Genomic DNA, 24,610 nt, shown 5'->3' on the forward strand with positions numbered 1-24,610 from the left:
ACCCCTTGCTACAATCTTAGCCATTCAGGATTAACCAACTGCAACCGATTATTATACGAGGAATACAAGAGCTTAATGTTTGATAACGCCAAAACCAAATACGCCTCTGATCAAGTGATCATCTCTGCCCTTTCTGGGGATGAAGATAGCAGCCGGGAAACCGCCCTAGTCGCCGCACGAGCAGCCGATGATCGGAAAGCGGATAATATTCTGGTGCTGCGCGTATCAGAAGTATCTTATTTAGCTGATTATTTTGTGATTGTAACGGGCTTTTCTCAAGCTCAACTCCGGGCAATTTCTCAAGCTATTTCAGATCAAGTCGAATTAGAATTACAACGGCCTCCCCTCAGAATTGAAGGTCAAAATGATGGTAACTGGGTTTTAATGGATTATGGGGATGTAATTGTCCATATTTTATTACCCGAAGAACGAGATTTCTATAAATTAGAAGCCTTTTGGGGTCACGCCGAGCGAGTCCGTTGGCAATCTTAAATCTATTAGAAATCGGGTTTTTATTGTCACCCAGCCCCCCATTAGAAACCGGGTTTTTGTACATAGCTTTATTAGCAACCGAAAGATTGAAGAAAAACCCGGTTTCTGAGTCCCCCCAATTAGAAACCGGGTTTTTATAGATAGCTTGTTGATAAACCCAAAGATGGGAGAAAAAACCCGGTTTCTGAGAACACTAGCGATAAATTTATTAAAATCTAATTCATCGTAGGGGCGAGGCGCGCCTCGCCCCTACAGGGGTGTAACCATTTTTTAGAATTAATAATCCTGAGCATTAAGATTGTACAATCTATTGAAACTTGCTCTATAAACTATCTCTACCCCTGTGTATGATGAATTGAAAATTTATTTTATTCTAATTCACAAATATTTACTGACTAGGGTAAACCAGTACAGGGGGGTACAGAACTCCCACTGCCTCCTGTGATAATATTACCCAATCGACTTTGGGTATTATCAAGAGAACATTGTGCTGCTGGACAATGATTCATGACATCCTCCATTAATTGACCTCCACGACATTTGGCATTGGGAGGTATAATGATGTTATCCCCTTGACCTGGACATGGAGCCCAGCGTGATGATGAATAAAAACAGAGAGTTTGTCCAGTATCGGGATTGGTGTAAGTTTGGGAACTCACGACTTGACCCCAAGGACTACCGCTATACTGTGCTATAATGCCAACATTGTTCAACTTTGGAGGAATACTACTCTGATTAATACTGGTAGCACGGGTTTCTGGTAGATTAGCATTAGCGTTTTGAGTGCCTTTAATAATAGCTCCACTCATGGCTAAAGCTGCACCGAGCAACAATATCACGGCTTTTTTATTCATGAATTTCCCTCTGATATTTGCAAGTTTCCTTTAACTTTTGTCGATGCGCCAAAATCTAGCGATCGCCACTGACTCAAGCTCAAAAAAAGTAATTGTAACTATTAATATTGATATTATTTTTGATCATCGAATTTTTGTCAGTCGGAAAATGTCGGAAAATGTCGGGAATTTAATGTCAGATATTGTCGGAAATTGTCGGAAATTGTCGGAAAAATTTCTACACCCATCAAAACTATGGATATTCAAGAGGTTTTAAAAATCGCTGATCACCTAGTTTTTAATCATACAGGAAAACATTTAGATGATCGGCAAAAAACCGTACTTGAAGGAGTTTGGGAAGGTAAAAAATATACTGATATTGCAGATAATATCCATTGTAGTGAAGGTTATGTTAGAGATACCGCCTCAGATTTATGGAAAATCTTATCAAATTTATCGGGAGAAGATGTTAATAAATCCAATTTTCGTTCAGCTTTAGAAAGATTACAATTTTCTGTTTCTTCAACGATTGGGTTGAATAATGTTATCGGAATTACTAATAATTTGAGTTTATGTAGCGATCGCATCACACCTTTAGAGAATAGCAGGAATGGGAAAAATCGACAAACAGCAGCACAAAATCAATCAGAAAGTCATATAAACAGCTTACCGAGTCAAGATATTAGAGAAGCGCCGGATATAGGCAAAATCTGGGGTCGAGTTAACGAAATATCAATCTTAGAGAATTGGATATTAGAAGAAAATATTAGATTAGTTGGAATATTAGGAATAAGCGGTATAGGTAAAACAACATTATCCCGTCATCTCCTCGAAAAAATTAGCAATAATTTTGACTATATTATTTGGAAGAATTTATATCACTCTCCCTTGTTACCAACCTTAGTTAGACAGTTAATTTCCTCCTTATCTTCTCCAACTCATAGTAATTTTTTATTAACAGATATTAATTCTATATTAGATTTAGAACTTGCTGAATTATTATCAATATTGTTTGAATATTTGCGGGAATATCGCTGTTTAATTATTTTAGATAATGTTCAAGAAATATTAGCAGAAGGTAAATTAGCCGGAAATTATAAAAATCAATTTGAAAATTATGGCCAATTCTTTAAAAATATGGGTCAACTTTCTCATAGTAGCTGTTTCATTTTAAATAGTTGGGAAGCGCCCTTAGAACTCATCAATTTAACAGGTTTAAGTAACCCTGTAAAACTATTATCCTTAAATGGAATAGGAGAAAATGCGATAGAAATTTTTAAAGAGTACAATTTATCCGATCAAGAACACTGGCTAGAATTAATTAATACCTATCGCGGTCATCCTGACGAGTTGAAAACTATAGCTCGAATGATTCAAGACTTATTTAATGGTAAAATCGGAGATTATTTAAAATATAATAGTCTGTTTTTGGGAGATGAAACAGTTAATCAATTAAACCGACATTTTCAACGAATATCTTTATTAGAAAAACAAATAATATTAGAATTAAGTCAAATTAATCAACCCGTAACGGTGACAGAAATTTCCCAAAAATCACCTCTATCCTCATCCGAGTTATTTCAAGGAATTCAATCACTAGGGAGACGTTCATTAATTGAAAAAATGACACAGGACAAGTTAACATTATTTACAGTATCACCCGTAATTAAGGAATATGTAAAAATGCTAGAAGCGGGTTATTCCCAGAATTAGAAACCGGGTTTTTGCCAAAAACTTTATTATATTAATTCCTTAGTGCCTTAGTGCCTTTGTGGTTCCTTCTCCCGTTAAAAAAATAGCGAAGGGATTGAGAATTAAAAACCTAAAGCTATAACAAAAACCCATTTTCTGGAATACCAGAAGAACATTTAAACCTGTCCTATCGCTTCAATTGCGGCTTCTAATGCTAAAGCAATATGTGTCCAATGAGTTCCGCCTTGACAGAACACAATATAAGGTTCTCTTAACGGCCCATCGGCGGAAAATTCCGAGGTACTGCCATCAATAAATGTACCTCCAGCCATGACTAAATGGCTTTCATATCCGTGCATTTCTGCGGGAACAGGTTCCAAATAAGAACCAATAGGAGAATACTGTTGAATAGCGCGACAAAAAGCAATTAATTTCTCAGGAGAACCTAACTCAATGGCTTGAATCACATCCCGTCTCGGTTCAAACGGTAAGGGATTAACTCGATAACCTAATTGATTAAAAATATAGGAGGTTAAATGGGTTCCTTTAATCGCTTCTCCCACCATTTGCGGTGCTAAAAATAACCCTTGAAATAGAATCCGATTTTGATCAAAAGTTGCTCCCCCACTGCTACCAATACCCGGCGCTGTTAATCGACAAGTTGCGGCTTCAACTAAATCTTCCCTTCCCGCTACATAACCCCCCGCTTGAACAATAGTTCCCCCTGGATTTTTAATCAAAGAACCTGCGATTAAATCAACACCAACCGCAGGGGGTTCACGAGTTTCTATAAATTCTCCATAGCAATTATCAACAAAACAAATCGTCTGAGAATTCTGTTTTTTAACAATCTGAACAATTTGCTCAATATCATCAATAGACAAACTAGAACGCCAGGAATAGCCACAGGAACGTTGAATTAAAACCAGGCGAGTTTTAGCGGTTATTGCAGTGTTTAAGCCTTCCCAGTCAATTTTTCCGTCAGAAGTTAGATCCAATTGACGATAAGATATGCCAAACTCTAATAATGAACCTTGACCTTGGCCCCGCAAACCGATGACCTCTTCCAGGGTATCGTAGGGAGCACCAGCTACCGCCAGCATTTCGTCCCCAGGACGCAAACAGCCAAATAAGGCACAGGTAATGGCGTGGGTTCCAGAAACAAACTGCACTCGTACCGCAGCGGCTTGGGCACCCATAATCTCGGCAAAGACTTGATCTAAGGTTTGACGTCCTAAATCATCGTGACCATAACCTGTAACGCCTGCAAAGTGATGGGTTCCCACTCGGTAGCGACGAAAGGCATCTAAAACTCGTTGAAGATTATGCTTGACCTGCGTGTCAATACCAGAAAAAATCGGAAATAGTTCCTGTTCTGCTTCTTTTAGTTGTTCTATGCTAGATAGGATCACCGAACTCACTCCATTTGGGGGCGGTGCATTATTATGACGCAAATAGGACTCTTTCGTTTAAAAAAGCTCGAATTTTCGTTTCATGACGATTGCAACTTCACCTCAATATAAACCCGACTGGATCACCATTGCTTTTATGGTGTCTCTCCATGCTGCCGCACTGCTGGCATTTTTACCGAGTAACTTTAGCTGGCCTGCCGTAGGCCTAGCTCTATTTTTACATTGGGTTACTGGAGGCTTGGGAATTACCCTAGGGTATCACCGCCTGGTTAGCCATCGCAGTTTTGAGGCTCCCAAATGGCTAGAATATTTTTTAGTCTTTTGCGGAACCTTAGCCTGCCAAGGAGGGCCGATTGATTGGATTGGTTTACACCGTCTCCATCATCAATATTCTGATCAAGATCAAGATCCCCATGATTCCACAAAAGGGTTTTGGTGGAGTCATCTCGGCTGGATGTTGTTCCATACTCCGGCGGATGAACAAATCCCCCGTTTCACAAAAGATATTGCAGACGATCCAGTCTATCTGTTTTTCCAAAAATATTTTCTGGTCATTCAGGTAATCTTTGGATTATTGCTCTATCTGATTGGAGGTTGGTCTTTTGTGGTTTGGGGTATTTTCTTTCGGGTTGTAGTGATGTTCCACTGCACCTGGTTTGTTAATAGTGCCACTCACAAATTTGGGTATCAAACCTATCAGTCGGGAGATGCTTCCCGCAATTGTTGGTGGGTTGCGGTTGTTACTTATGGTGAGGGTTGGCATAATAATCACCATGCTTTCCAATATTCGGCCCGTCACGGTTTGCAATGGTGGGAAATTGATTTAACCTGGATGACAATTTCGCTATTACAAGCGTTAGGGTTAGCCCAAAAAGTGAAATTACCCCCCGCCAATGCTGAAGCTCAACGCATTTAAAACTGCCGATTTCCTTGAACAACGTGTTTCAGGGTCATTAGGGCTTCTAAACCAATTAATCCACGACGATATCCTTTCTGGTTAGAAATCCCCAGAAAGATTGCGTCTCCCCGGTTTAAGTGACGGGAAAATCGAGGAGACGCATTAATAAAGGTCAAAGCACTATTGACATCTTGGGCAAATTTTCGACTTTCAGAGTAAGATTCGGTCGCTAAACAATTAGCGTGACCGCTACTATAGGTATTCATCCAGGCGATCGCTTTTTCTAAGTTTTCCACCACTTTAAAGGCAACAGTTCGTGTTAAATAAGGTTTTGACCATTCCGTTGTTTCGGAAGCGGTTAATTCGGTAAATTCTTGAGCTAGGGCTTCATCCCCACGCAATTGAAATCCGGCTTCCCTTAAGTTATTCCATAATCGAACTAAGGATGAGCTTTTTTGATTGGGATCAATCAAAACTTTTTCAATGGCATTAACCGGATCGGGTTTACTGTCATGACTATCTAATATCATCCATCGCACCGTATCTACACTCGTCGTTGATGACCAATATAAATAACAGTTTCCCATGGCGGAACGCAGGACGGGAACTGTAGATTGATTGACGACTTGCTGCACAAAATGGGGGCGTCCGTAGGGAATGACTAAATTGAGATATTGATCTTGGGTGACTAATCTTTGAATGGGGGCATTTTGTTCAGAAGGCAAAATTTCTAAACAACCTAAAGGAAGTCCTGATTCTTCTAACGCCATTTGCAACGTCTGAACAATCATATTATTAGAATGGGTGGCTTCTGTTCCGCCTAATAGCACTAAACTATTGGCTGTTTTTAAACAAAGCCCCGTTGCAATGGCGGCTAGTTCTGGGAAGGCTTCATAAATTAAGGCGACAACCCCTAACGGAATATGTTGATAATAAGTTTGCCCCTGTTCGAGTTGATAGGAAGCACTCATCACCCGACCAATGGGATCGGGTAATTGTCCCAGACGTTCTAAAATCTGAACGGTGGTTTCTAAGCGTTCAGGAGTCAGTTTCAGCCAGTCTGTAATTAATTCCGATAGTCCTAAATCTCGACTGGCTTCTAAGTCGAGGGTATTGGCTTCTAGGATATCATTCTGCCGCGATCGCAAGGCCTTTGCCATCAGTTGCAAGGCTCGACTCCGATCCATTCCTTTCGTTTTTGCCAGTTGAAAACTAGCAACGTAAGCACGACGCAAAGGATGGTCAGGAGCAAGGGAAGAGAAATCATCAATTATCATCGAGAATCACGCCTGTAAGCGAGCCAAACCATAAGTGCGGGTAACATCGCTAACAGTACAGCAACCATCGCCCATAACACAAGATTTGGCCCCGGTGAATACAAGGCTAATGGCAACCAGATCACTAACGGAACTAATAGCATTCCCAAAGCCATCGGTAAATAATGCGCCCTTAACCCTGGACTGGCTCTGTTCCATTGATGACCTGTCCAACGCCAAGCCTGTTTATAAGGATAATGGGTTGCGAGTTGTTCTAAACAATAACCGCTCTCATCGACGACAAAAATTTGTTGGCAGCGATCGCAGCCAAAGGCTTCAGTTAAGGCAATGGGAACTAACCGCCCCCTCCGCCGACAAGGGCAAGGATAATCCCCATTCAAATCAATCTTTTGAGCTTTTTGGGATGGCACAAGCGATTCATTAAGTTAATATTTTTGTAATAATTTGGATTGAAAATGCAACTGAAATCAATGATAGTCAACTTTAAGTTTGAACCGAAAGGGTTAGCTTTTGCTAACATTCTCTTTGGTTAAAGATTATATCACAACCCTTTAGAGTCTCACCCCTTCATCATCTAAACACGACTCAGCTTCCTGACTATTCTACCACTTCAGTTTTTTTATTTTTGTCTCTATCTAGTGTTTTCTATCTTAAGTGATAGCTCATCTTAATTTTTTGCTCGTATGCTTTCCTTGTTCCCTGGTTCCCTGGTTCAATCTAGCGATCGCCACTTTTAGACTCTTTTATTGTAGAGCCAGCGATCGCCACCTTCACACTCTTATTTACTTGTTGATTCTGATTCAAAATTGCCAAAATTTTTAATAAATTTTCACACACTCTCTAATGTTTTTCCGAAAAGTTGAGGTTTGGGTAAAGGCTCATGATTTTTCAACGCCGACTCTATCAGTAATTCTAAAACTTCCTGTGCATTCTTTAACGCTTCTTCATAGCTATCTCCATGAGTATGGCAATGTTCTCCCCATTCAGGAAGACTAACCACATAACACTGATCTGATTCTGACCATTGAATAATAATAGTATAAGAGCTTTTCATTGTTGTTGATCCTCCTTGATTTTAGCAAGTTGAATTCCTGTAACTACTACATTAATCGGTTAAAAGGCTTCTCACGGTGGTGTATTCAGAAAAGTACGAATCAGATCAGCAATTTCAACAGCTTGATTTCGGGTTAAACTATAATTACTAGAAATATTGATAGTTTGAGCATTAGAAGCAATTTCTAAAACAACGATGTAGATGGGTTCTTTTTGACTTTTTAATAGAGAACTATAGGTTTTGACGCGAAAAGAAGTTTTTTCCACCCTAACATTGAGGTTGTCGAGTGGATATTCTAGTCTTTTTGTTCCTAATAATCTTTGGGTTTCAATTCTTAATTTATTTTGGCTTTTATTCAGATAAACCGTTTGAGTGGAAGTCCAGAAAACTCCGAAAATACCCACAACCAAACAAAAAATGATGAAGAAACTTGGAAAAACTTTTTCAGTAATGACTAAAAAAAATCCCAGAACAGCTAAAATTAAAAAGGGAGTACATACCAATCTAATCATCCAAGATCCAACAGTAGAGTCTTTAAAAATCAGTTGATTAGAATTATGCTCTATAAGTTTCATGGATTTTTTTATCCGGGGTTTAGGCTTACCGGATATTCCTGTAAACAATTAACGGGGCGATTAATAAATCACCCCGTTAACAAGTTACCCTATATTTTCTTTAAGCGGGTGACGCGATTCGAACGCGCGACATTCACCTTGGCAAGGTGACGCTCTACCACTGAGCTACACCCGCAAACCGTTCACCTTTTCTATGATTCCAAAAATCTTTAGATTTGTCAACCCCTATTCCAAAATTTTTTTAAGCCTAGGGTTTAAGGTGTTTCGGACTGATGATTCTAGGTTTCCCCAGTCAAAGCGGGACTGGGACTAGCCGATAAAATTGCTGTAGAATCCACCGTTGTTGGGGGTAATGTTGAACTTTGCTTGATTTGACGCATTAAATTTGCCATCTCAATCGCATCCATCGCATAGTTCCAACCGTGATTGGCCTTAATTCCGGCTCGTTCTAAGGCTTGCTGCATCGTGTCCGTCGTCAACACCCCAAAAATCACCGGAACACCCGTTTGAAACGCCGTTGCTGCAATCCCTTTCGAGACTTCCGCCGAGACATAATCAAAATGGGGGGTTTGTCCCTTAATTACAGCCCCTAAACAAATAATCGCATCATAGCGACGGGTTAAGGCCAACTGATGGGCGACTAATGGAATCTCAAAACTTCCGGGAACCCAAACATAATCAACCTGTGTTCCCTGGGGATCAGGATCAATCCCATGTCGTTTTAAACAATCTTGACATCCTTCTAATAGTTTGGTTGTGATCAAATCATTAAACCGACCAATCACCATTGCAAACCGCAGGGAGTCTGTTTGAGTAAAATTCCCCTCAAAAACCGTCATCTGTCTTCCCCTTTGGAGACTCCCGCTAAATCGGTACTCCGATTAGCGGTGAGAGGAAAAAGGGGTCGGGGTCTATGTTGCATACAAATAACCATCCTTTTTGTGAATTGTTGTGCAATATTTGTAGCTGATGCCTTGAATAATTGCTGCTTTTCTTGTGATATTAAAACTTCCGCTAGAACGAACAGCAATTCGTCCAAAATAGGTTCCTATTTTCTTGCCTTTGGTAACAACAGCTTTAACAATATCTCCAGTCTGAAAGCCTTTGACAAATTTAAAGCGGGGAACATAACGAGAGGGAAAACCAAATTTGTCTGTTCGACACATTTGTCTTGAACCATGACCTGTTGCCTTAATCAACAAAGGTTTATTAGTTAAAACCCTTAAAGCTTCAACTTTCCCAACACAAGCTGCATCTAACCAATGGGTTTTAGGTAAGTTTAATCGAGTTCGATTGAATTTAGTTAAACCCCCACTACCCGTAGAAACAGATAAACCTGTTTCTTTTAATCGGTTAAACAGTGACCCTCGAGTTGAATTAACCGCAGCAGCATCTTTTAATGGTTGTTTGGCTTGTCTCAAAATCCGTTGCAGTAAGTCAGGTTTACCCGACATAAAATCTTGAATATCTTGACTCCCTTTCTTTTGGTTACAGTCATGACAAGCTAAACAAAGATTAGAAATCCGGTCAGTTCCGCCTTTGGATTTAGGATGAATATGTTCTACTTCTAGGGGTACGTTTTCTATCCCACAGTAAGCACATTTTCTACTCCATTTCTCCAGTAAGTATTGTCGAACTTCGTATCCTTGTAACTCTCCTTGTTGATATTCAATTCCAGAGATTTCAGGATTTTCAAGTTGTTGTAAGTCAAATTTGACTAACTCTTGAACAATTGAACTAATGGGTGCAAACTTAATTAATTTATTCACCCAAGTTAAAGTTGTTTCGACTCGATGTTGAAGACTGGGAGCTAACCAACCTTCACGTCTTTTTCGGTTTAAAAACCGTGCTTGACGATATCGAGTATGACGATTTCTTCGGGAACGGCGTAATGAACGTCGGGATTCCAAAGACATTTTAATGACTTGACCTCGATGAGTCAATTCTGCTCCCCAAATTACTTTGTTTCCCTGAACTAATGCAATCCCGGTTGTTTTTGAACCGGGGTCAATTTTGAGAGGAATTGGTTCTATTTTGGGCTTGGGTTTTGACTCCTTCAGAATAAGAGTGAACGGATAACAACGATAAACAGCAGCTTGACCTTGATTTAATAACAATCGAGCTTGAGCAGGATGTATTGGGGTTTGAGGCTGTTTATTTGTATCAATTACGAAAACGTAATTAGACATGAAATAACTCCTATTTCTAGGGTAAAGTTAGCTTCGACAATGTTAGCGGTCGGTACTTTCTTAAAAGCACTGGCTTAACCCTTTAAACCTGTTTAACTTTTAAGTTTTAGAGCTACAAACTAGCTTCGCATTTGTAGGTAAGAACTTTAACACTTACCGCCAACGTAGTACCGCAAAGGTACTCAGTCTGGTCAACTTGGGCTATATTTCAAGCCCCCACTATATCGGTACTCCGATTAGTGGTGGGTTGTTGACTCTTGTTATCCTTTGTTTAAAGACCCATGCGGAATTGTAGGTTAAATCGCTTAGGGGAATTGTCCTAAACCCTCTAACCCCCAATTCCGCCAATGAATTAAACTACTAAGTAGTTTAATACACCTACTAAAATGACCAATGCGAACCAAAGACCAGAACCCACATAGAGCAAAGGCTTAGATTGGCTCCAATATTGAGGGGCGGCATAGGCAAAGGGAACGCCCACCACCATCACAAAAGATAAAATCACCAGTGCCGCAAGGACAACTTGAAACAGAATTGTTAACATTTTTTTCTCCCAACTTGACTTGGCAGTAAGTAAAAATACTGCTGACAGGCTCACCGAATCCTGTTTAGCGGTTCATAGTTAAAACTACCAGAAATTGCCACCTCTGAGAAGTCGTTAAGCTGTTACTCTCAGGAAGAGGGAAGTCGGGAAGACAAGGGCATCAGAAGACAAGGTAAACAGGGGTTATGGGTAATCAGTTAACAGTCCATCGTAAACATTAAGTTTTGTAACAAAAAAGACAAAATATATCTGTAGTGATCTGAAGCGCTTGTAAGAGGTGATGACAATTAATTGAGGGTTTGACCGGAATCACTTTTAAAATGCCAGCTTATTCCTATACTAACCAATATACTAACTAGCAAGGCAGTCATTTAAAAATAAATATTGCTAACCTGATCTTACTCCTTTTGCTTGTCAATGCCCATGATCGAATTGTTTTCTAGGCTTGACCTAAAACGATAGATCCTTGGGCAGTATAAGTTATAGAAGGGAACTGAGAACCTTGATAGTTCGTCATTCAGCAGTGGGCATCTCCTTGGTTAGCTAATCCCCGTAAGTGCAGCCTCTCAATTATCCAGATCAACTGAGATAGAAACTATGCCAGCCACTAAAATCTATGCCGACAATAACTCGAACCAGCCTTTTGAGGGCTATTCTGAACCTGAAGATCTTATAAATAATCACCTGGAGTCTGATGTGGATGATTTAATTGATCTGGATATAGAGGATGCCAGCGACGCTAAACTCCAGAAATCAGTGAATCGTCGCACAACGGATTTGGTTCGACTGTATCTTCAAGAAATAGGTCGAGTTCGTCTGTTAGGACGAGATGAAGAAGTATCAGAAGCTCAAAAAGTTCAGCGTTATCTGAGGTTAGTTGAATTACGGGATAATGCAGCCAGCCAAGAAGAAGGTGTAATCAACGTTTATGTGCGTCTGATTAAAACCCGGGATCAGTTATCCGCCCAGTTAGGTCATCGTCCGTCTTTAGAACGATGGGCGACAACAGGGGGGGTTGATGTGACTGAACTGAAGCCAATTTTAGCCGCCGGGAAACGACGTTGGGCGGAGATTGTGGGTTTAACCGTTGAAGAATTGGATACAATTCAAGCCGAAGGTCTAAAATCCAAAGACCAGATGATTAAAGCCAATCTGCGTTTAGTGGTTTCGGTGGCGAAAAAATATCAAAATAGGGGTTTAGAACTTCTCGATTTAATTCAAGAAGGAACTTTAGGACTAGAACGGGCTGTTGAAAAGTTTGACCCAACGCGGGGATATCGGTTTAGCACCTATTCTTATTGGTGGATTCGTCAAGGCATTACGCGGGCGATCGCAACCCAAAGCCGCACAATTCGTTTACCCGTTCATATTACCGAAAAACTCAACAAAATTAAAAAAGCCCAACGAAAAATTTCTCAAGAAAAAGGTCGTACTGCTACCATTGATGATATTGCAGTAGAGTTAGAGATGACTCCGATTCAAGTGCGAGAAGTCTTGTTACGGTTTCCTCGTTCTGTTTCTTTAGAAACGAAAGTCGGGACGGATAAAGATACAGAATTAGGGGATTTATTAGAAACCGAAGAGGTGACACCGGAAGAATTACTGATGCGAGAATCTTTGCATCGGGATTTACAACACCTGTTGGCGGATTTAACCAGTCGGGAGCGGGATGTGATTCTGATGCGGTATGGGTTGGGAGATGGCCATCCCTATTCCTTAGCTGAAATTGGCCGAGCGCTAGAATTATCACGGGAGCGAGTCCGCCAAATTGAAGCGAAAGCGTTGCAAAAACTACGCCAACCGAAACGTCGTAACCGGGTTCGGGATTATCTGGAGTCCCTGAGCTAATCTGAGAACGCCAGAGCAGCCCGCAGTCAGAATTTAAAATCTGTTACTCTGAACTCTTAAGCCAGCTATTTTCAATAGCTGTTTTTTTTTGACAATCAGGAAATTTGTTGTGTATTATTGTCAGTATGCAAGCTTTATTGAAAACAGTTTAACGTATGGCTTTATATACAACAGTCTCGTTTAAATCCGAACTCAATGATAAAGGCTGGCGGTTAACTCCCCAACGGGAAACGATCTTGCAGGTCTTTCAGAATTTACCGAAAGGAAATCATTTAAGTGCGGAGGATCTGTACAATTTATTGAAAAGCCGAGGAGAAGCGATTAGTTTATCGACAATTTATCGCACATTGAAGTTAATGGCACGGATGGGAATTTTACGCGAATTGGAATTGGCTGAAGGCCATAAACATTATGAAATTAATCAACCTTATCCCCATCACCATCATCATTTAGTTTGCGTTCAGTGTAATAAAACGATTGAATTTAAAAATGATTCCATTTCTAAAACCAGCATGAAGCAAGCGGAGAAATCGGGGTTTCATTTATTAGATTGTCAATTAACAATTCATACCATTTGTCATGAAGCTTTACGCATGGGTTGGCCGTCGCTAATTTCTAGTAATTGGACTTGTTCTAAAGCAATTGCCGATTGTAATTTTGAAATGGATTATGAGTTAACGGAAAATGGGAACACAGATTAGGTGGATTACACAGATTGCACAGATTAAATTAGGACGATTAGGGAAAGATAAGACTTATTAAAACCTGTATTCAATCCGTGTAATTGTTGTCAAAAGGAGTTACTATTTATAGCCCTCCAAATAGAATGGTATCTGCACTAGGGCCATAAAAAGCTCTGGCTTGTGCAACAGCTTGTTGTGTTGAACTATCGTAAATTCCATTAATAGGGCCATTATAAAGTCCCTGAATTCTTAATGTTTGTTGCAACTGTTGAATGTTGGTTGAACCGGAAATAGGCGGAGCCATTTGTGCGACTAAAACGGTACGAGTTGGGGTTGCAGAAAGGGGTTGAATATTAAACAAATAGGTTTGAGTTGTTGGGCCAGCAATTCCCGTGGCTGTAATTCCAGAGGAGCGTTGAAAACAAATTAAAGCCTCTTGAGTTGCAGTATCAAAGAAGCCATTAATGGGGCCATTATAATAGTTTAACTCGCGTAAACGCCGTTGAATTTTTCTAACCTCTGCTCCGCTATCTCCAAAATAAACTGTTGATAAAGGACTGGTTACAGGAGCCATAGGATGTTGAACAATGGGGATTTGAGAGGGAGGAGTGAACATTGGAGTAGAGGTGTTGGCTGTTCTTGCACTTGCTAGATAGAACGTAGTGGTCGGCCCTACTTCTCCGGTTGCGGTAATCCCATAAGCGCGTTGAAAATTGATCACAGCTTGTTGGGTAGATCGACCAAATACACCATCGACTATCCCCGTGTAATATCCTAGTCTTTGTAGTTGTCCTTGTAATATCCGAACAGCAGAGCCTTGGCTCCCTAATCGAAGAATATTATCAAACTGAGGATTAGAGGGAACCCCAGGAACATAAAGATTTAAAGCAACTAATGTTGTGGATGTAACGACTCCAGTGGCAGAGAGCCCCTGAGATTGTTGAAACCGTTGAACAGCTACTTCTGTTTGGTCATCAAAATATCCTGTAATGCTGCCATCATAAAAGCCGAGGTTTTGTAGCGTTTGTTGTAATGTGGCAACCGCAGATCCGCGATCGCCTTGCTGTAACGTTGTACCGGGTAAAACAGCATTCTGACCCGAATTAAGGCCACTATTGAGGACGGCGAGGGTAGCTTCTGTGACCAAACCCGTTGTTGGAAGATTGTAGTCCTGCTGGAGTTGAATCACGGCATTTTCCGTGACAGTTCCAAAGTTACCTGTGGGTTGTTGGTTAAAATAACCCAAGGTTTGTAACCGTCTCTGTAAATCTGAAACGCCGGGGCCACTGTCTCCCCGTCCCAGACCAATTAAGTCTCGATTACTACCAGGATTAGACGGTTCGCTGGTAACTAATTCCAAGGCTCTGAGCGTTTGGGGGCCTACAATTCCATCGGCTGTTAAACCTGCATTTCGTTGAAAGCGAATCACCGCATCTTGAGTCAGACTGCCAAAATAACCTGTGACATTCGCATTAAAATAGCCCAGTTCTTGTAAACGTTGTTGAATTTGCCTGACTTGGGTGCCCGAATCTCCAGACATTACTAAAGCTTGGGCGGTTTGGGCGACGGTTAAGACTGAAACAGCTACGGCTAAACCGAGAAAGTAGCGGTAGGTTTGACTGGAAAGCTTTTTCCAATTAACGTCATTCAATCCTGAGAATGGATCAGAAGTTGGATCTTCGTAGGTTAAGGCTAAGGCCAGAAACGCATAGGATTCAATCATGGTTTTTCAGGAGGAAACATTATTGATCAACTTAAACCTTCCACAAAATCCTTTTTAGAAGGGTTTGTTTCCCCCATTGTAGATCAGGGTTAAAAGTGAGATTCAAACTAATCCGGCGCGATCGCAAATTAACGCAACAATCGCAGCAAAGGCTGTAATTCCTAAAGCAACCCAAGGACTTTGACCTTGACTTACCGCAAAAGAAGTGGCTACACCCGCGCCTAATGCTGCGGTGACGGCGGATTCTAGGGGATCGCGTTGTGAAGGTTTGGGGTTCATAATCTAGGTGAGTAAGATTAAAGCCGTTATGTTTGAATGGCTTTAACCCTATCACTTAGACCGAAAAATTTTATCAGTTTTGACTGAAATTGCAATTAAGCTTTAAATTTGGATACTTTTCTTAATCAATCTGTAGGAGAATTAACGATTAAAGATAACGAGGATTGAGGGTTTCTTCTCCAATATTAGGTTGAATGGGAGGTTGAGGCTGCGGAGACTGGGGACGAGCAATTAACAGGATTAAAAGAGAAATAGCACTCACAATAATAACCAAATTTGTGAAATCAAAGGGACGATTAATCCAGCGTTCACGGGTACATTTTAAGCAAACAAAATGTTGATTAGGGTATTTAACATCTTCTACCCACAGACAGAAAGGACTTGTACATTCTGTTTGAAAATTATTGTTTTTCATGATAGTTTTACCTTCTGATTGTAATTTGTTTTTGGGGGTGAGGAATATCTCACCCAGACTTCTAAGTTTTAGGAAATTAAACAAAATTGTTCATCAACGTTTTTAACAGGGGTAATATACAGGTGAATACTCAACATTTGTCCACATCCAAAGTTACCTAAAGCGTGAGCTTGTTCGGGTTGAACTTGGGTAATCATTCCTGGTTTGACAATTTCGCTATAACATTGACGAAGTTTAATAAAGGGTTTAGTTTCATCAACAATTTCTGCAACTTCATGAAAGGCTTTTCCTTTTAATACTTTAATAAAAGCATGGGAAAATCCATTTTGATAATTATGATGGCGGTGATATTCTGTGATATCACTGGGATTCCATAAAAATGCAATCACACTCATAGATGTTAATTGTAAAATCGGTTTACGATAAAACTTTTCCTGTCTTAACCATTCTTTCGATGCTAAGAGTTCGGTTGCTGTAAATTGGCTCAAATATTGATCAATTAAGCTTAAGCTTTCATCGAGTTTTAATTCGTTTAACTGTTCGAGAAAGTTATCAGTTTTGCGGATAAGATTTTGATCATCTTTGACTGTTAAAATCATTGTTTTGCCTCCTGTTATTATCAATCAATTATATTGATTTACTGTTGAGATGTGAGTCAATTAGTGCTAAAATAAATGTCACTGTAGAGGCGAGAAGACCTCGCCCATAATCCTTACAACGCTAATAAAACAGCGCAGTGATCAACAATCAGCATCAGGGTTTCTTGGTTCATTTCTGTTAATAAAAAAGCCATTAAACCTTCTAACTCATCCAAATGCTGTAACAGTTGCATTTCTGTCATCCAGGTTTCAACTTCGGTAATATTTTCCCGCATTAAACCACCGCTTTGAGAACAATAACCGCCTTCACCGGATTTATCGGTATAGCCTCCAGACCATTGACTAAAACGATGTTTGACCATTTCCTGATATTTTTCGGTGTTGGGGATGGGTTGAGAATTGCAATCTTTTGAAGGAATAATTAAACGGATAGAATGGGGCATCACCTGGGCAATTTTTAACTGTTTTAACGGTAAGTTTCCGGGTTGAAGGATTAGGGAATTTTTATTTTTATCAGAACTTTGTTGAGCAATTAATCTTTGCACTCTGGGGTCTTTCATTAAAATTTCTTTCAGGCTTTCAAATTCCATTGTGTTACCTCTTGGTCTGCTTTCTATATTTTTATCATATCCATTTACCGGGAATTTGCAATAGAAATTTGGTCTAAAAGGTATAGCAATTAAGTGTATTTGAGGTGTAAAAAGTGTAAAGGTAATTGAGGTGTAATCAAGAGGTAGTTAAAGTGTAAACTCAGCTAATTTTCAAGAATTTATCCCAATCGCTAGATATAATATCAATTAGCAAACTAACCTAATATTCTAGGTGAGGTCATGAAATACAGAATTTCATTAACCTGTTAAAACGGGTTTGTAGGGGCGAGGTGGGACACATTAGTGTCAACTTAAGTTATCATGCCCTGAACTAAAGTTCGGGCTGAAAGCTAAAGTTATCTAAAGATAACTCAAGACTTGTCTTTCTTAACCCGTTTTAACGGGTTTGAGCTTTTAGCCTGAAATTTATTTCAAGGCTTTTGATGTTATAATTGAAAAACGACTAACGGAGGAACTGGGTGATGGAGTGGGAAACTTTTATTAAAAATATTGCAGGTAAACAGGGTTTATTACCTGATGAAACGGAAACCTTGTTAGCGCGTTTTCCATCGGAAAATAAAAAGTGTCAGGAAAAGGATTTAGCAAAAAAATTCATTATTACTGAAGACGCTGTTGGTAAACGAATGCAATTAATTTATGAAAAATTCGATAATCTTTTACCTGGATTAAGCAAACCCAGAGGCGCAGGTAAATCTAATAAATTACATCAATATCTGAGACAACAATTTTATCAACAAAATGATCCTCCTATTTCCCATCCTCCCCAAAAGTTAACAACGGGGTTTGAATCTTTAATTGAAGAGAAGGTTAAAAACTTTCAGGGTCGAGAATTTGTTTTTGATGAATTTCAGCAATTTTTAACCCAGAAAGACCGAGGATATTTTGTTATTATTGGTGAACCGGGGATGGGGAAAAGTGCGATCGCATCTAAATATACAATAGATTATCAAACGATACATTATTTTAATGATATTTCTATCGGGAGAACCTCTCTTGAGCAATTTTTAACCGAATTTCGCCAACAACTGATTCAACGCTTTAATATTCAAGATGCTGAACAGTTTGATTTATCGAAATTATTACAAGCTATTAGTGAGAAGTATTTAAACAATGAAAAAGAAAAAAAGTATGAAAAATTAGTTCTGGTGGTGGATGCTTTAGACGAAGTGCAACAGGAAGGCGCTGGAAACCTGCTTTATTTACCTTATACCCTCCCCAAAAATGTGTATTTCCTGATGACTCGTCGCCCTTATTCTCAGGAAGAAAAACGGTTTTCTGTCGCCCCAGGACTCGAACAGATTTTAGATCTCAGGGAGGAAAAATATAAAATGTTAACTAAAAATGATATTCGAGGCTATATTCGTTGTTTTATCACCCATGATCCTGAACATTGCCAAAATTTACAAGATTGGATCAGCAAAGCCGGAATGACTCAAGAGGAATTTATTGAGGTTTTAACGGAAAAAAGTGATTATAATTTTATGTATTTGCGCTTTGTTCTGCCCGATATCAGTAAAGGATATTATCCTAATTTAAAGAGCAACGAACTCCCAAAAGGGTTAGAGGAATATTATTATAAACATTGGCAACGGTTGGGAATGGATCAACCGCGAAACCGTCTAAAAGCGGTGGTTTTAGCGATGCTGTCTGTAATTAATAAACCTGTGAGTGCAGAAGCGATCGCAAACTGTACCCAAAATCAAACCGTTTATGATGTGGAGGACGTTTTAAAAAGTAAAGATTGGATGGGATTTTTAAGAAGTTATCCGTACAAAGGCGAAATCTGTTATACCCTTTATCATAAAAGTTTTGCGGATTTCCTCTCGAAACAAACCGTGATTAAACGAGAAGCGAACCAACTCTTAGATCGCTATACAGATGGCTTTTGGGATGATAATGAGGGGGAGGATAACAACAATGAAGAAGAATAAAAAAAAGCGTAATTTTTACCAATCCTTTACGCACGTTTCCCCCAGTAAACAACGGATTCAACTGCAAGCTCCTCGCATCAGTCTGGAGAATAATAATCTGAAAAAATACTATCGAATTTTAACGGATTTTGATTTTCTCTCCGCTAAAATTGCCCATCCCGAATTTGGCATTGATTCTCTGATTGAAGATTATCAATTGCGATCGCAACCTGGGGTGATCACCGCCCCCGACTATGACCCTGACACCGACATCGCCCTGCAACGCCTTCAGGAAACCCTCACCCTCTCCGACTATATCCTCCGTCAAGACCCAAACCAACTGATCAGCCAACTCTGGGGACGGTTGCAACCTTTTCAGACGTTACCTGCCATTCAATCCCTACTCACCCAATCTTGCCAATCTCAGGATAGCCCTTGCTTGCGTCCCCTCACCCCCAGTTTAACTCCTCCCGGTACAGGCTTACGTCGTACCCTCACCGGACATCAGGATTGGGTAAGGGCAGTGGCCATCAGTCCCAAAGGGGAGTGGTTGGTTTCTGCTTCAGGGGATAACACCCTGAAACTGTGGGATGTGGCAACCGGACAAGAACGCTTCACCCTCACCGGACATCAGAATTCGGTAATGGCAGTGGCCATCAGTCCCAAAGGGGAGTGGTTGGTTTCTGCTTCAGGGGATAACACCCTGAAACTGTGGGATGTGGCAACCGGACAAGAACGCTTCACCCTCACCGGACATCAGGATTGGGTAAGGGCAGTGGCCATCAGTCCCAAAGGGGAGTGGTTGGTTTCTGCTTCAGACGATAACACCCTGAAACTGTGGGATGTGGCTACCGGACAGGAGATGATCACCTTTTGGGGCGATGGTGGCTTTAACTGTTGTGCTTTCACACCCGATGGTCAAAAGATTGTGGCGGGTGACAGCTTGGGGCAGATACACATTTTAGAAATTGTGGGTCTTTATTAGCTGAATAGAATGATCAATCCTAATCGCTCTCGTTCTCCGACTCCTCTTGAGGCCTATTCCAATTCACCGGAATTGGGGGAATTTTTGCAACAAAAACGCCTGAATTTCACAGGCAGAAACTTTGTTTTTGATGCCATCAAACAGTTTATTAACCGCTATTCACGGGGATATTTTACCCTGGTGGGTTATCCAGGTATGGGAAAAACTGCCATTCTGGTGCAGTTGCTTAACCTGTATCCCGATCTAATTTTTACGACAACAGAATTAGACCCGAATTTCAGCGATCGCACCTTGGAAACTCTCTGCCATCAGTTAATTAATCGCTATCAATTAACCGATATTCCCTTACTGGAAGATTCCCCCCAGGGCGGTTGGTTATTCTCAATTATTTTACAAAAAATTAGCGAAAAATTATCCCCCGAACAACGGTTAATCATTGCCATTGATGGAGTTGATCGCATTGACATCACCCGTCAAACCGTCGGGTCAAATCTTTTATATTTACCCCGTTATTTACCCGAAAAAGTCTATTTTATTCTCTCCCGTCGTCCCTATCTAAAAATCAAATCGGGGTTATTAACCGAAACCCCTAGCCAAATCTTAGATTTAAGCAATTATTCCTCAGAAAATCAACAGGATATTCAAGCTTATTTACAGCTTTTTATTCATAATCCTGGCTTTCAAGCAAGTTTAAATCGATGGCAAATTCAACCGGAACTAGGATTAGAATGGCTCAAAATTAATAGCGAAAATAACTTTAAATATATTTCAGAATGGATTGCTTTTTTGATGTCCGATTTATCTTCTTTTTCTCCCCTTCAGGAGCATTCAGAAACCGCAAATCTATTCCAACACATAACCCCGTCCCGGCTAACCGCCTATTATCAAAGCCTTTGGCAACAAATGACCGCAGGAAACCCAACGGAATTACAATTAAAAATCATTGCAGGGTTAAGCCAAAATCAGCAAGGCATTACCCTAGAAGCGATCGCCCAACAATTCAATGAGGATGAATATGATATTGAATTAATCTTAGAAAATTGGATCGAATTTCTGCAAATTGAAATGATTAATAATGAAATCTATTATCGGTTATATCATTCCCATTTTCGAGATTTTTTTAAGAAACTATAGCAAGCCTAAATTGGTTGTAATAACCTCTATGACTAAAACCCTTACTGTAGGGGTAATTCATGAATTACCCCTACCACAAATCAAATAGGATTGCTATATAGCAATCTATTTAAACCTGCTCTCTGTTCCCTGTGATCAATTTATGAATGGGGATAAAAAGGCATTCTAGGGGGTGCTGTTTTCCACATTAATTCGATTTCTTCAGGGGTTAATTGATAAGCTTGATTCACTAAATCTGATAACCGTTTTTCTAAGGTTAAAGCTTCTTGTTTGCGAGATTGAATGGCGGGTACATATTCGTGATAGGCTTCTCGGATTGATTTTAATCCTTTGACTCCTAAAGGGTCAGAGGATTTACTTTTTGGTAATTGTTTGATGACTTCTTCGATTAATTCTTCAAAACTCAAATCAGCAAAATTTTCTAGTTTTCGGCTAATTTTTTTAACTTTATATTGTATTTGTAGCCCGGTTAAAACATCATTACTAGCAGTTTGATTAATTTTTGTGATTTCAATTAATCTTTGGACAATAAAATCATAATCGACAGACATTATATTAGGGAGTGGTGCAATAGGAAAATTTTGAACATAAGGAATATCCATTGCTAATGCTTCATCTTTTTTATGGGGTAGACAACGAAAGCTTAAATACCAATTAGCAGGAGAGTTTAGGCATCCTAATATCCAATAATTATCGCTCGGAATAATTAAGGCTGAATCATTAATAAATAAACTCTGATCATCAAAAGCTATTCTAGGATAAAATGCTATGCGTTGGATAATTAGTTTTGGATCTAAAAAATTCTGGTAATAGGTCGGAGAAGCTTCTATTTGCCACCAAATTTGTTTACTAGCTCTCTTTTCTAATTTATCCTTATATTGACTTAAATGTTGTTTGACACTGGGATAAGAATTAATATCAACTTCGGAGTTAGTATAAATCATCCATAAATTTTGCCATTCTGGACTCCACCGTTTAATATCTTGACCTCGTAAATAAGGTTTAATAATTTCGGCAGATTTTGGATCAGCTTGAACAATTTTATTTTTAGTTTCATCATCAATTAAAAAGGCTTCATTTAACCCAGTTTTAATCCCATATAACGGTTTAACTCCTGCAAAATCTTTAAGAGGAATTCCCACACGCTGAATTTTTTTCATTAACTCCTCAACGTCGGGACGTTCTAAACTCCAAGATTCGGCTGTAAACCTTGACCAAGCAACATCATAACCTTCATTATGGACATATTGAGTTAAGTTAATATTGGTTAATTTTTCCCTAGGGACTGAACAAAGTTTAACCTCTGTTTTAGTTGTTAACTCTTGAGAAGGGTAAGATTTATAAACGGATATAATACAGGGAAAAGTATCTGCATCCTCAAAAATTGGGGCGTGTCCAAAATCAATAATTTGCTCAAAAATGCTATTTTCAATAAAAAACTGACGCAGGGGTTCCCCATAACCGGCTTTTAGCCATTTATTTGTAACAATATAAGATAATTTTCCGGCGGTTTTGAGGATATTTAACCCTTTTTCATAGAAATAAGCATATAAATCAGCCACTCCATTATAGGATTGATAATGATCTTTTAAATAGGGTTTTATCGAGGATAATAACTCTTGTCGGACATAGGGAGGATTTCCAATCACAACATCAAAACCCCCCTGAGCAAAGACTTCAGGAAATTCTGTTTCCCAGTTAAAGGGTTTTTCCGTAAAGTCAGCATCAGCAATGATAGAATTACCTTGTTTAATATTATGATCTAAATCGGTTAAGGATTTTCCCGGTTCAGCCGTTTTTAACCATAACGATAATTTAGTAATTTCGACGGACTCCGCCGATAAATCAACTCCATATAAATTTTGAGTTAAAATGATTGTATCTAAACGTTCTAACTCTGGTTCTGATGTTGTTACTAGGGAAGATAAGGCTTGATTGACTCGTTGATAATCTTGGAATAAATAATCAAAAGCCGCGATTAAAAATGCTCCAGAACCGCAAGCGGGGTCACAAACTTTGGTTTGTTTTAAAACTTGATCTCGATAGGTTTGCCAAAATTCAATTTCTGCCTGTTTTTGTTGCTTTTTAGTTATTTTTGTGGTAGTATTTAATTGAAAGCGATCGCGCAATTCATCTTCTTTTTGTTTGAGATACCCTCCTAAAGCAACTTGCACAATATATTGAGTAATAAAGGCTGGAGTATAAAAAATCCCTTGGGTTTTGCGTTTTCCTGATTTTTGGTTAAAATCTTGGTTTTGAGTTTTAGCTTTTAAAGCTTCTAAATCCGTAATCGATTGTTCAAAAATATGCCCTAAAATATCAACAGAAACTTCTGTTTCAAAGTCATATTTCGTTAAATTTTTGAGTTGTGTACAAAGGGGGTCAGGAACCGTTAACTGTTCATCTAATAACGAATCATATTCAAATAATCCCCCATTATAACCCGGAATCGGTGGATCTTCATTGCCTTTATCAACCCAAGAAAAAACTGATTTATAATTATCCCAGATAGGTCTAGGATTATAAGGATATTTATGATCATGAGCATTATTGAGGGTATTTTTCGGTAATAACCCTCTATCTTGACAAAAGGCTAAAAATAAGATTCTATCTAAGGTTTTTTGAGCTTTTTCAATTAAAATATTATCTCGATTTGGGATATTTTTAGGCCCTGTGAAGCAAAAATGATTAACAAGATTAATTCTGACATTATCATAATCTTGATAAAGTTGTTCTGTAATTTCTTGTTGTGCAGTATCGGAATCAGCCAATAACCGATCGATAATCGATTGTTGTTGTCCGGTTTTGGGTAAAAAGTTAGTGCGACAAAGTAAGTAATAAAACTTTTTAAAATTAGCGATCACTTCTAAATCAGTTAATAAAAAACGTTCAAAGTAAGCGGGTGTCTTCGTGAGTTGATAAAGACGTAATTCTCGATAATTAGAGACAATCACCCAACGACAATTTTCTGTATAATTCGCATATTGCCAACCTTGTTCAACCGCAGAAAGTTTGCGTCCAGGTGCGGGTCGATCTAAATCGTCTTTAGCGCTTTTTAATTCAATGGGTGCAATAATTTTACCCTGAAGTTTAACCTTTCCTCCTTTGCCTTCAATTGCGGTAAATAATCCTAATGCACCATCAGCAAACCCACCTCCATCAGAAATCGTTTGTTCAGCATGAATTTCCCAGGTTTTCCCTTCTCCTGAAATCACAGACCGATATCCTAAAATATCCTGAAAAATATCTTTTAAAAAATCCCCCTGTAAAGATGTTTCTTTAACTTTTTCGAGTGTTCCTGCTTTTAGGGTATTAATCCAACGTTGAAGAATTTCATGGCGGTCTAGCAAATCATCAGGAAAAGTAAAATTTCGGATTGCATTATTGAGAATTTTATTTTGAAATAAGGTTTTAGTAATTTGCATCAGGTTGGCTGAATTAAGAATAAAGTATGATG

At 39.2% G+C, this 24,610-nt stretch carries 24 protein-coding genes and 1 tRNA gene; 9 read left to right on the forward strand and 16 right to left on the reverse strand.

What is annotated here, in order from left to right; translation table 11 throughout:
• Positions 1-75 precede the first annotated feature (75 nt).
• On the forward strand, positions 76-492 hold the full coding sequence (gene rsfS / locus NMK36_RS16095) for a ribosome silencing factor (protein WP_254174165.1): 417 nt from the start codon (positions 76-78) through the stop codon (positions 490-492).
• 395 nt (positions 493-887) lie between these two features.
• Here the strand turns inward: rsfS and NMK36_RS16100 are convergent, their stop codons facing one another.
• On the reverse strand, positions 888-1,346 hold the full coding sequence (locus tag NMK36_RS16100; protein WP_254174166.1) for a hypothetical protein: 459 nt from the start codon (positions 1,344-1,346) through the stop codon (positions 888-890).
• A 43-nt stretch (positions 1,347-1,389) separates the two neighbouring features.
• On the opposite strand from NMK36_RS16100, the gene NMK36_RS16105 reads away from it, so the two are divergent.
• Together NMK36_RS16105 and NMK36_RS16110 are read left to right on the forward strand one after the other, a co-directional pair.
• Positions 1,390-1,602, forward strand: coding sequence for a hypothetical protein (locus NMK36_RS16105; RefSeq protein WP_254174167.1), 213 nt, complete (start codon positions 1,390-1,392; stop codon positions 1,600-1,602).
• Entirely contained in the window at positions 1,581-3,038 is a 1,458-nt protein-coding gene (locus tag NMK36_RS16110; protein ID WP_254174168.1) for an NB-ARC domain-containing protein, read from the forward strand. Before NMK36_RS16105 ends, NMK36_RS16110 begins: the two co-directional genes overlap by 22 nt.
• A 155-nt stretch (positions 3,039-3,193) precedes the next feature.
• Here the strand turns inward: NMK36_RS16110 and NMK36_RS16115 are convergent, their stop codons facing one another.
• Positions 3,194-4,426 (reverse strand): aminotransferase class I/II-fold pyridoxal phosphate-dependent enzyme, encoded by a 1,233-nt coding sequence (locus NMK36_RS16115; protein WP_254175194.1) that lies wholly within the window; start codon positions 4,424-4,426, stop codon positions 3,194-3,196.
• Between the two features lie 85 nt (positions 4,427-4,511).
• Here NMK36_RS16115 and NMK36_RS16120 point away from each other — a divergent pair, with 85 nt between their 5' ends.
• Positions 4,512-5,345 carry an acyl-CoA desaturase gene (locus tag NMK36_RS16120; RefSeq protein WP_254174169.1) on the forward strand — a complete coding sequence of 278 codons (834 nt, stop codon included), beginning with the start codon at positions 4,512-4,514 and terminating at the stop codon, positions 5,343-5,345.
• Here NMK36_RS16120 and NMK36_RS16125 read toward each other — a convergent pair.
• The 8 genes from NMK36_RS16125 to psbZ all read right to left on the reverse strand — a co-directional run bounded on the left by NMK36_RS16125 (position 5,342) and on the right by psbZ (position 10,966).
• Positions 5,342-6,604 carry a glutamate-5-semialdehyde dehydrogenase gene (locus NMK36_RS16125; protein ID WP_254174170.1) on the reverse strand — a complete coding sequence of 421 codons (1,263 nt, stop codon included), beginning with the start codon at positions 6,602-6,604 and terminating at the stop codon, positions 5,342-5,344. The two genes, NMK36_RS16120 and NMK36_RS16125, sit on opposite strands and share 4 nt — an antisense overlap.
• A complete protein-coding gene (locus NMK36_RS16130) occupies positions 6,601-7,014 on the reverse strand; it encodes a hypothetical protein (protein WP_072719228.1) in 414 nt (137 codons plus the stop codon). The genes NMK36_RS16125 and NMK36_RS16130 overlap by 4 nt, the downstream gene beginning before the upstream one ends.
• Before the next feature lie 419 nt (positions 7,015-7,433).
• Positions 7,434-7,658, reverse strand: a complete 225-nt coding sequence (locus NMK36_RS16135; RefSeq protein WP_254174171.1) for a type II toxin-antitoxin system HicB family antitoxin — start codon at positions 7,656-7,658, stop codon at positions 7,434-7,436.
• A gap of 71 nt (positions 7,659-7,729) precedes the next feature.
• On the reverse strand, positions 7,730-8,233 hold the full coding sequence (locus tag NMK36_RS16140; protein WP_254174172.1) for a hypothetical protein: 504 nt from the start codon (positions 8,231-8,233) through the stop codon (positions 7,730-7,732).
• A gap of 103 nt (positions 8,234-8,336) precedes the next feature.
• Positions 8,337-8,408: transfer RNA gene (locus NMK36_RS16145), tRNA-Gly, on the reverse strand.
• Positions 8,409-8,511: 103 nt separating this feature from the next.
• The gene (ribH, locus tag NMK36_RS16150) at positions 8,512-9,072 is read right to left on the reverse strand and encodes a 6,7-dimethyl-8-ribityllumazine synthase (RefSeq protein ID WP_190516507.1); all 561 of its coding nucleotides are present in this window, start codon (positions 9,070-9,072) and stop codon (positions 8,512-8,514) included.
• Positions 9,073-9,144: 72 nt separating this feature from the next.
• Positions 9,145-10,422, reverse strand: coding sequence for an RNA-guided endonuclease IscB (gene iscB, locus NMK36_RS16155; protein ID WP_254174173.1), 1,278 nt, complete (start codon positions 10,420-10,422; stop codon positions 9,145-9,147).
• Positions 10,423-10,774: 352 nt separating this feature from the next.
• Positions 10,775-10,966, reverse strand: coding sequence for a photosystem II reaction center protein PsbZ (psbZ, locus tag NMK36_RS16160; protein WP_072719225.1), 192 nt, complete (start codon positions 10,964-10,966; stop codon positions 10,775-10,777).
• Between the two features lie 597 nt (positions 10,967-11,563).
• Here psbZ and sigC point away from each other — a divergent pair.
• Entirely contained in the window at positions 11,564-12,814 is a 1,251-nt protein-coding gene (sigC, locus tag NMK36_RS16165; RefSeq protein WP_254174174.1) for an RNA polymerase sigma factor SigC, read from the forward strand.
• 155 nt (positions 12,815-12,969) lie between these two features.
• Positions 12,970-13,515 (forward strand): transcriptional repressor, encoded by a 546-nt coding sequence (locus NMK36_RS16170; protein ID WP_254174175.1) that lies wholly within the window; start codon positions 12,970-12,972, stop codon positions 13,513-13,515.
• A 106-nt stretch (positions 13,516-13,621) separates the two neighbouring features.
• Here NMK36_RS16170 and NMK36_RS16175 read toward each other — a convergent pair whose 3' ends face one another.
• From NMK36_RS16175 to NMK36_RS16195, 5 genes are all read right to left on the reverse strand, one after another.
• The gene (locus tag NMK36_RS16175) at positions 13,622-15,220 is read right to left on the reverse strand and encodes a peptidoglycan-binding domain-containing protein (protein WP_254174176.1); all 1,599 of its coding nucleotides are present in this window, start codon (positions 15,218-15,220) and stop codon (positions 13,622-13,624) included.
• 102 nt (positions 15,221-15,322) lie between these two features.
• Positions 15,323-15,499 carry a hypothetical protein gene (locus NMK36_RS16180; protein WP_186440354.1) on the reverse strand — a complete coding sequence of 59 codons (177 nt, stop codon included), beginning with the start codon at positions 15,497-15,499 and terminating at the stop codon, positions 15,323-15,325.
• Positions 15,500-15,647: 148 nt separating this feature from the next.
• The gene (locus NMK36_RS16185) at positions 15,648-15,914 is read right to left on the reverse strand and encodes a hypothetical protein (RefSeq protein WP_072719221.1); all 267 of its coding nucleotides are present in this window, start codon (positions 15,912-15,914) and stop codon (positions 15,648-15,650) included.
• 68 nt (positions 15,915-15,982) lie between these two features.
• Positions 15,983-16,513 carry a hypothetical protein gene (locus tag NMK36_RS16190; protein WP_072719220.1) on the reverse strand — a complete coding sequence of 177 codons (531 nt, stop codon included), beginning with the start codon at positions 16,511-16,513 and terminating at the stop codon, positions 15,983-15,985.
• Positions 16,514-16,626: 113 nt separating this feature from the next.
• On the reverse strand, positions 16,627-17,103 hold the full coding sequence (locus tag NMK36_RS16195; protein WP_072719219.1) for a hypothetical protein: 477 nt from the start codon (positions 17,101-17,103) through the stop codon (positions 16,627-16,629).
• Positions 17,104-17,585: 482 nt separating this feature from the next.
• Here NMK36_RS16195 and NMK36_RS16200 point away from each other — a divergent pair, with 482 nt between their 5' ends.
• Genes NMK36_RS16200 through NMK36_RS16210 form a run of 3 tightly spaced genes read left to right on the forward strand, consistent with a single transcriptional unit; the run spans position 17,586 to position 21,153 of the window.
• On the forward strand, positions 17,586-19,055 hold the full coding sequence (locus tag NMK36_RS16200; protein WP_254174177.1) for an ATP-binding protein: 1,470 nt from the start codon (positions 17,586-17,588) through the stop codon (positions 19,053-19,055).
• Positions 19,042-20,019, forward strand: a complete 978-nt coding sequence (locus tag NMK36_RS16205; protein ID WP_254174178.1) for a WD40 repeat domain-containing protein — start codon at positions 19,042-19,044, stop codon at positions 20,017-20,019. The genes NMK36_RS16200 and NMK36_RS16205 overlap by 14 nt, the downstream gene beginning before the upstream one ends.
• A gap of 9 nt (positions 20,020-20,028) precedes the next feature.
• The gene (locus NMK36_RS16210; protein WP_083580000.1) at positions 20,029-21,153 is read left to right on the forward strand and encodes an ATP-binding protein; all 1,125 of its coding nucleotides are present in this window, start codon (positions 20,029-20,031) and stop codon (positions 21,151-21,153) included.
• A 140-nt stretch (positions 21,154-21,293) separates the two neighbouring features.
• Here NMK36_RS16210 and NMK36_RS16215 read toward each other — a convergent pair whose 3' ends face one another.
• The gene (locus NMK36_RS16215) at positions 21,294-24,578 is read right to left on the reverse strand and encodes an Eco57I restriction-modification methylase domain-containing protein (protein ID WP_254174179.1); all 3,285 of its coding nucleotides are present in this window, start codon (positions 24,576-24,578) and stop codon (positions 21,294-21,296) included.
• Positions 24,579-24,610 lie beyond the last annotated feature (32 nt).

This window comes from Planktothrix pseudagardhii (assembly GCF_904830925.1).
Taxonomy (GTDB): Bacteria; Cyanobacteriota; Cyanobacteriia; order Cyanobacteriales; family Microcoleaceae; genus Planktothrix; species Planktothrix tepida.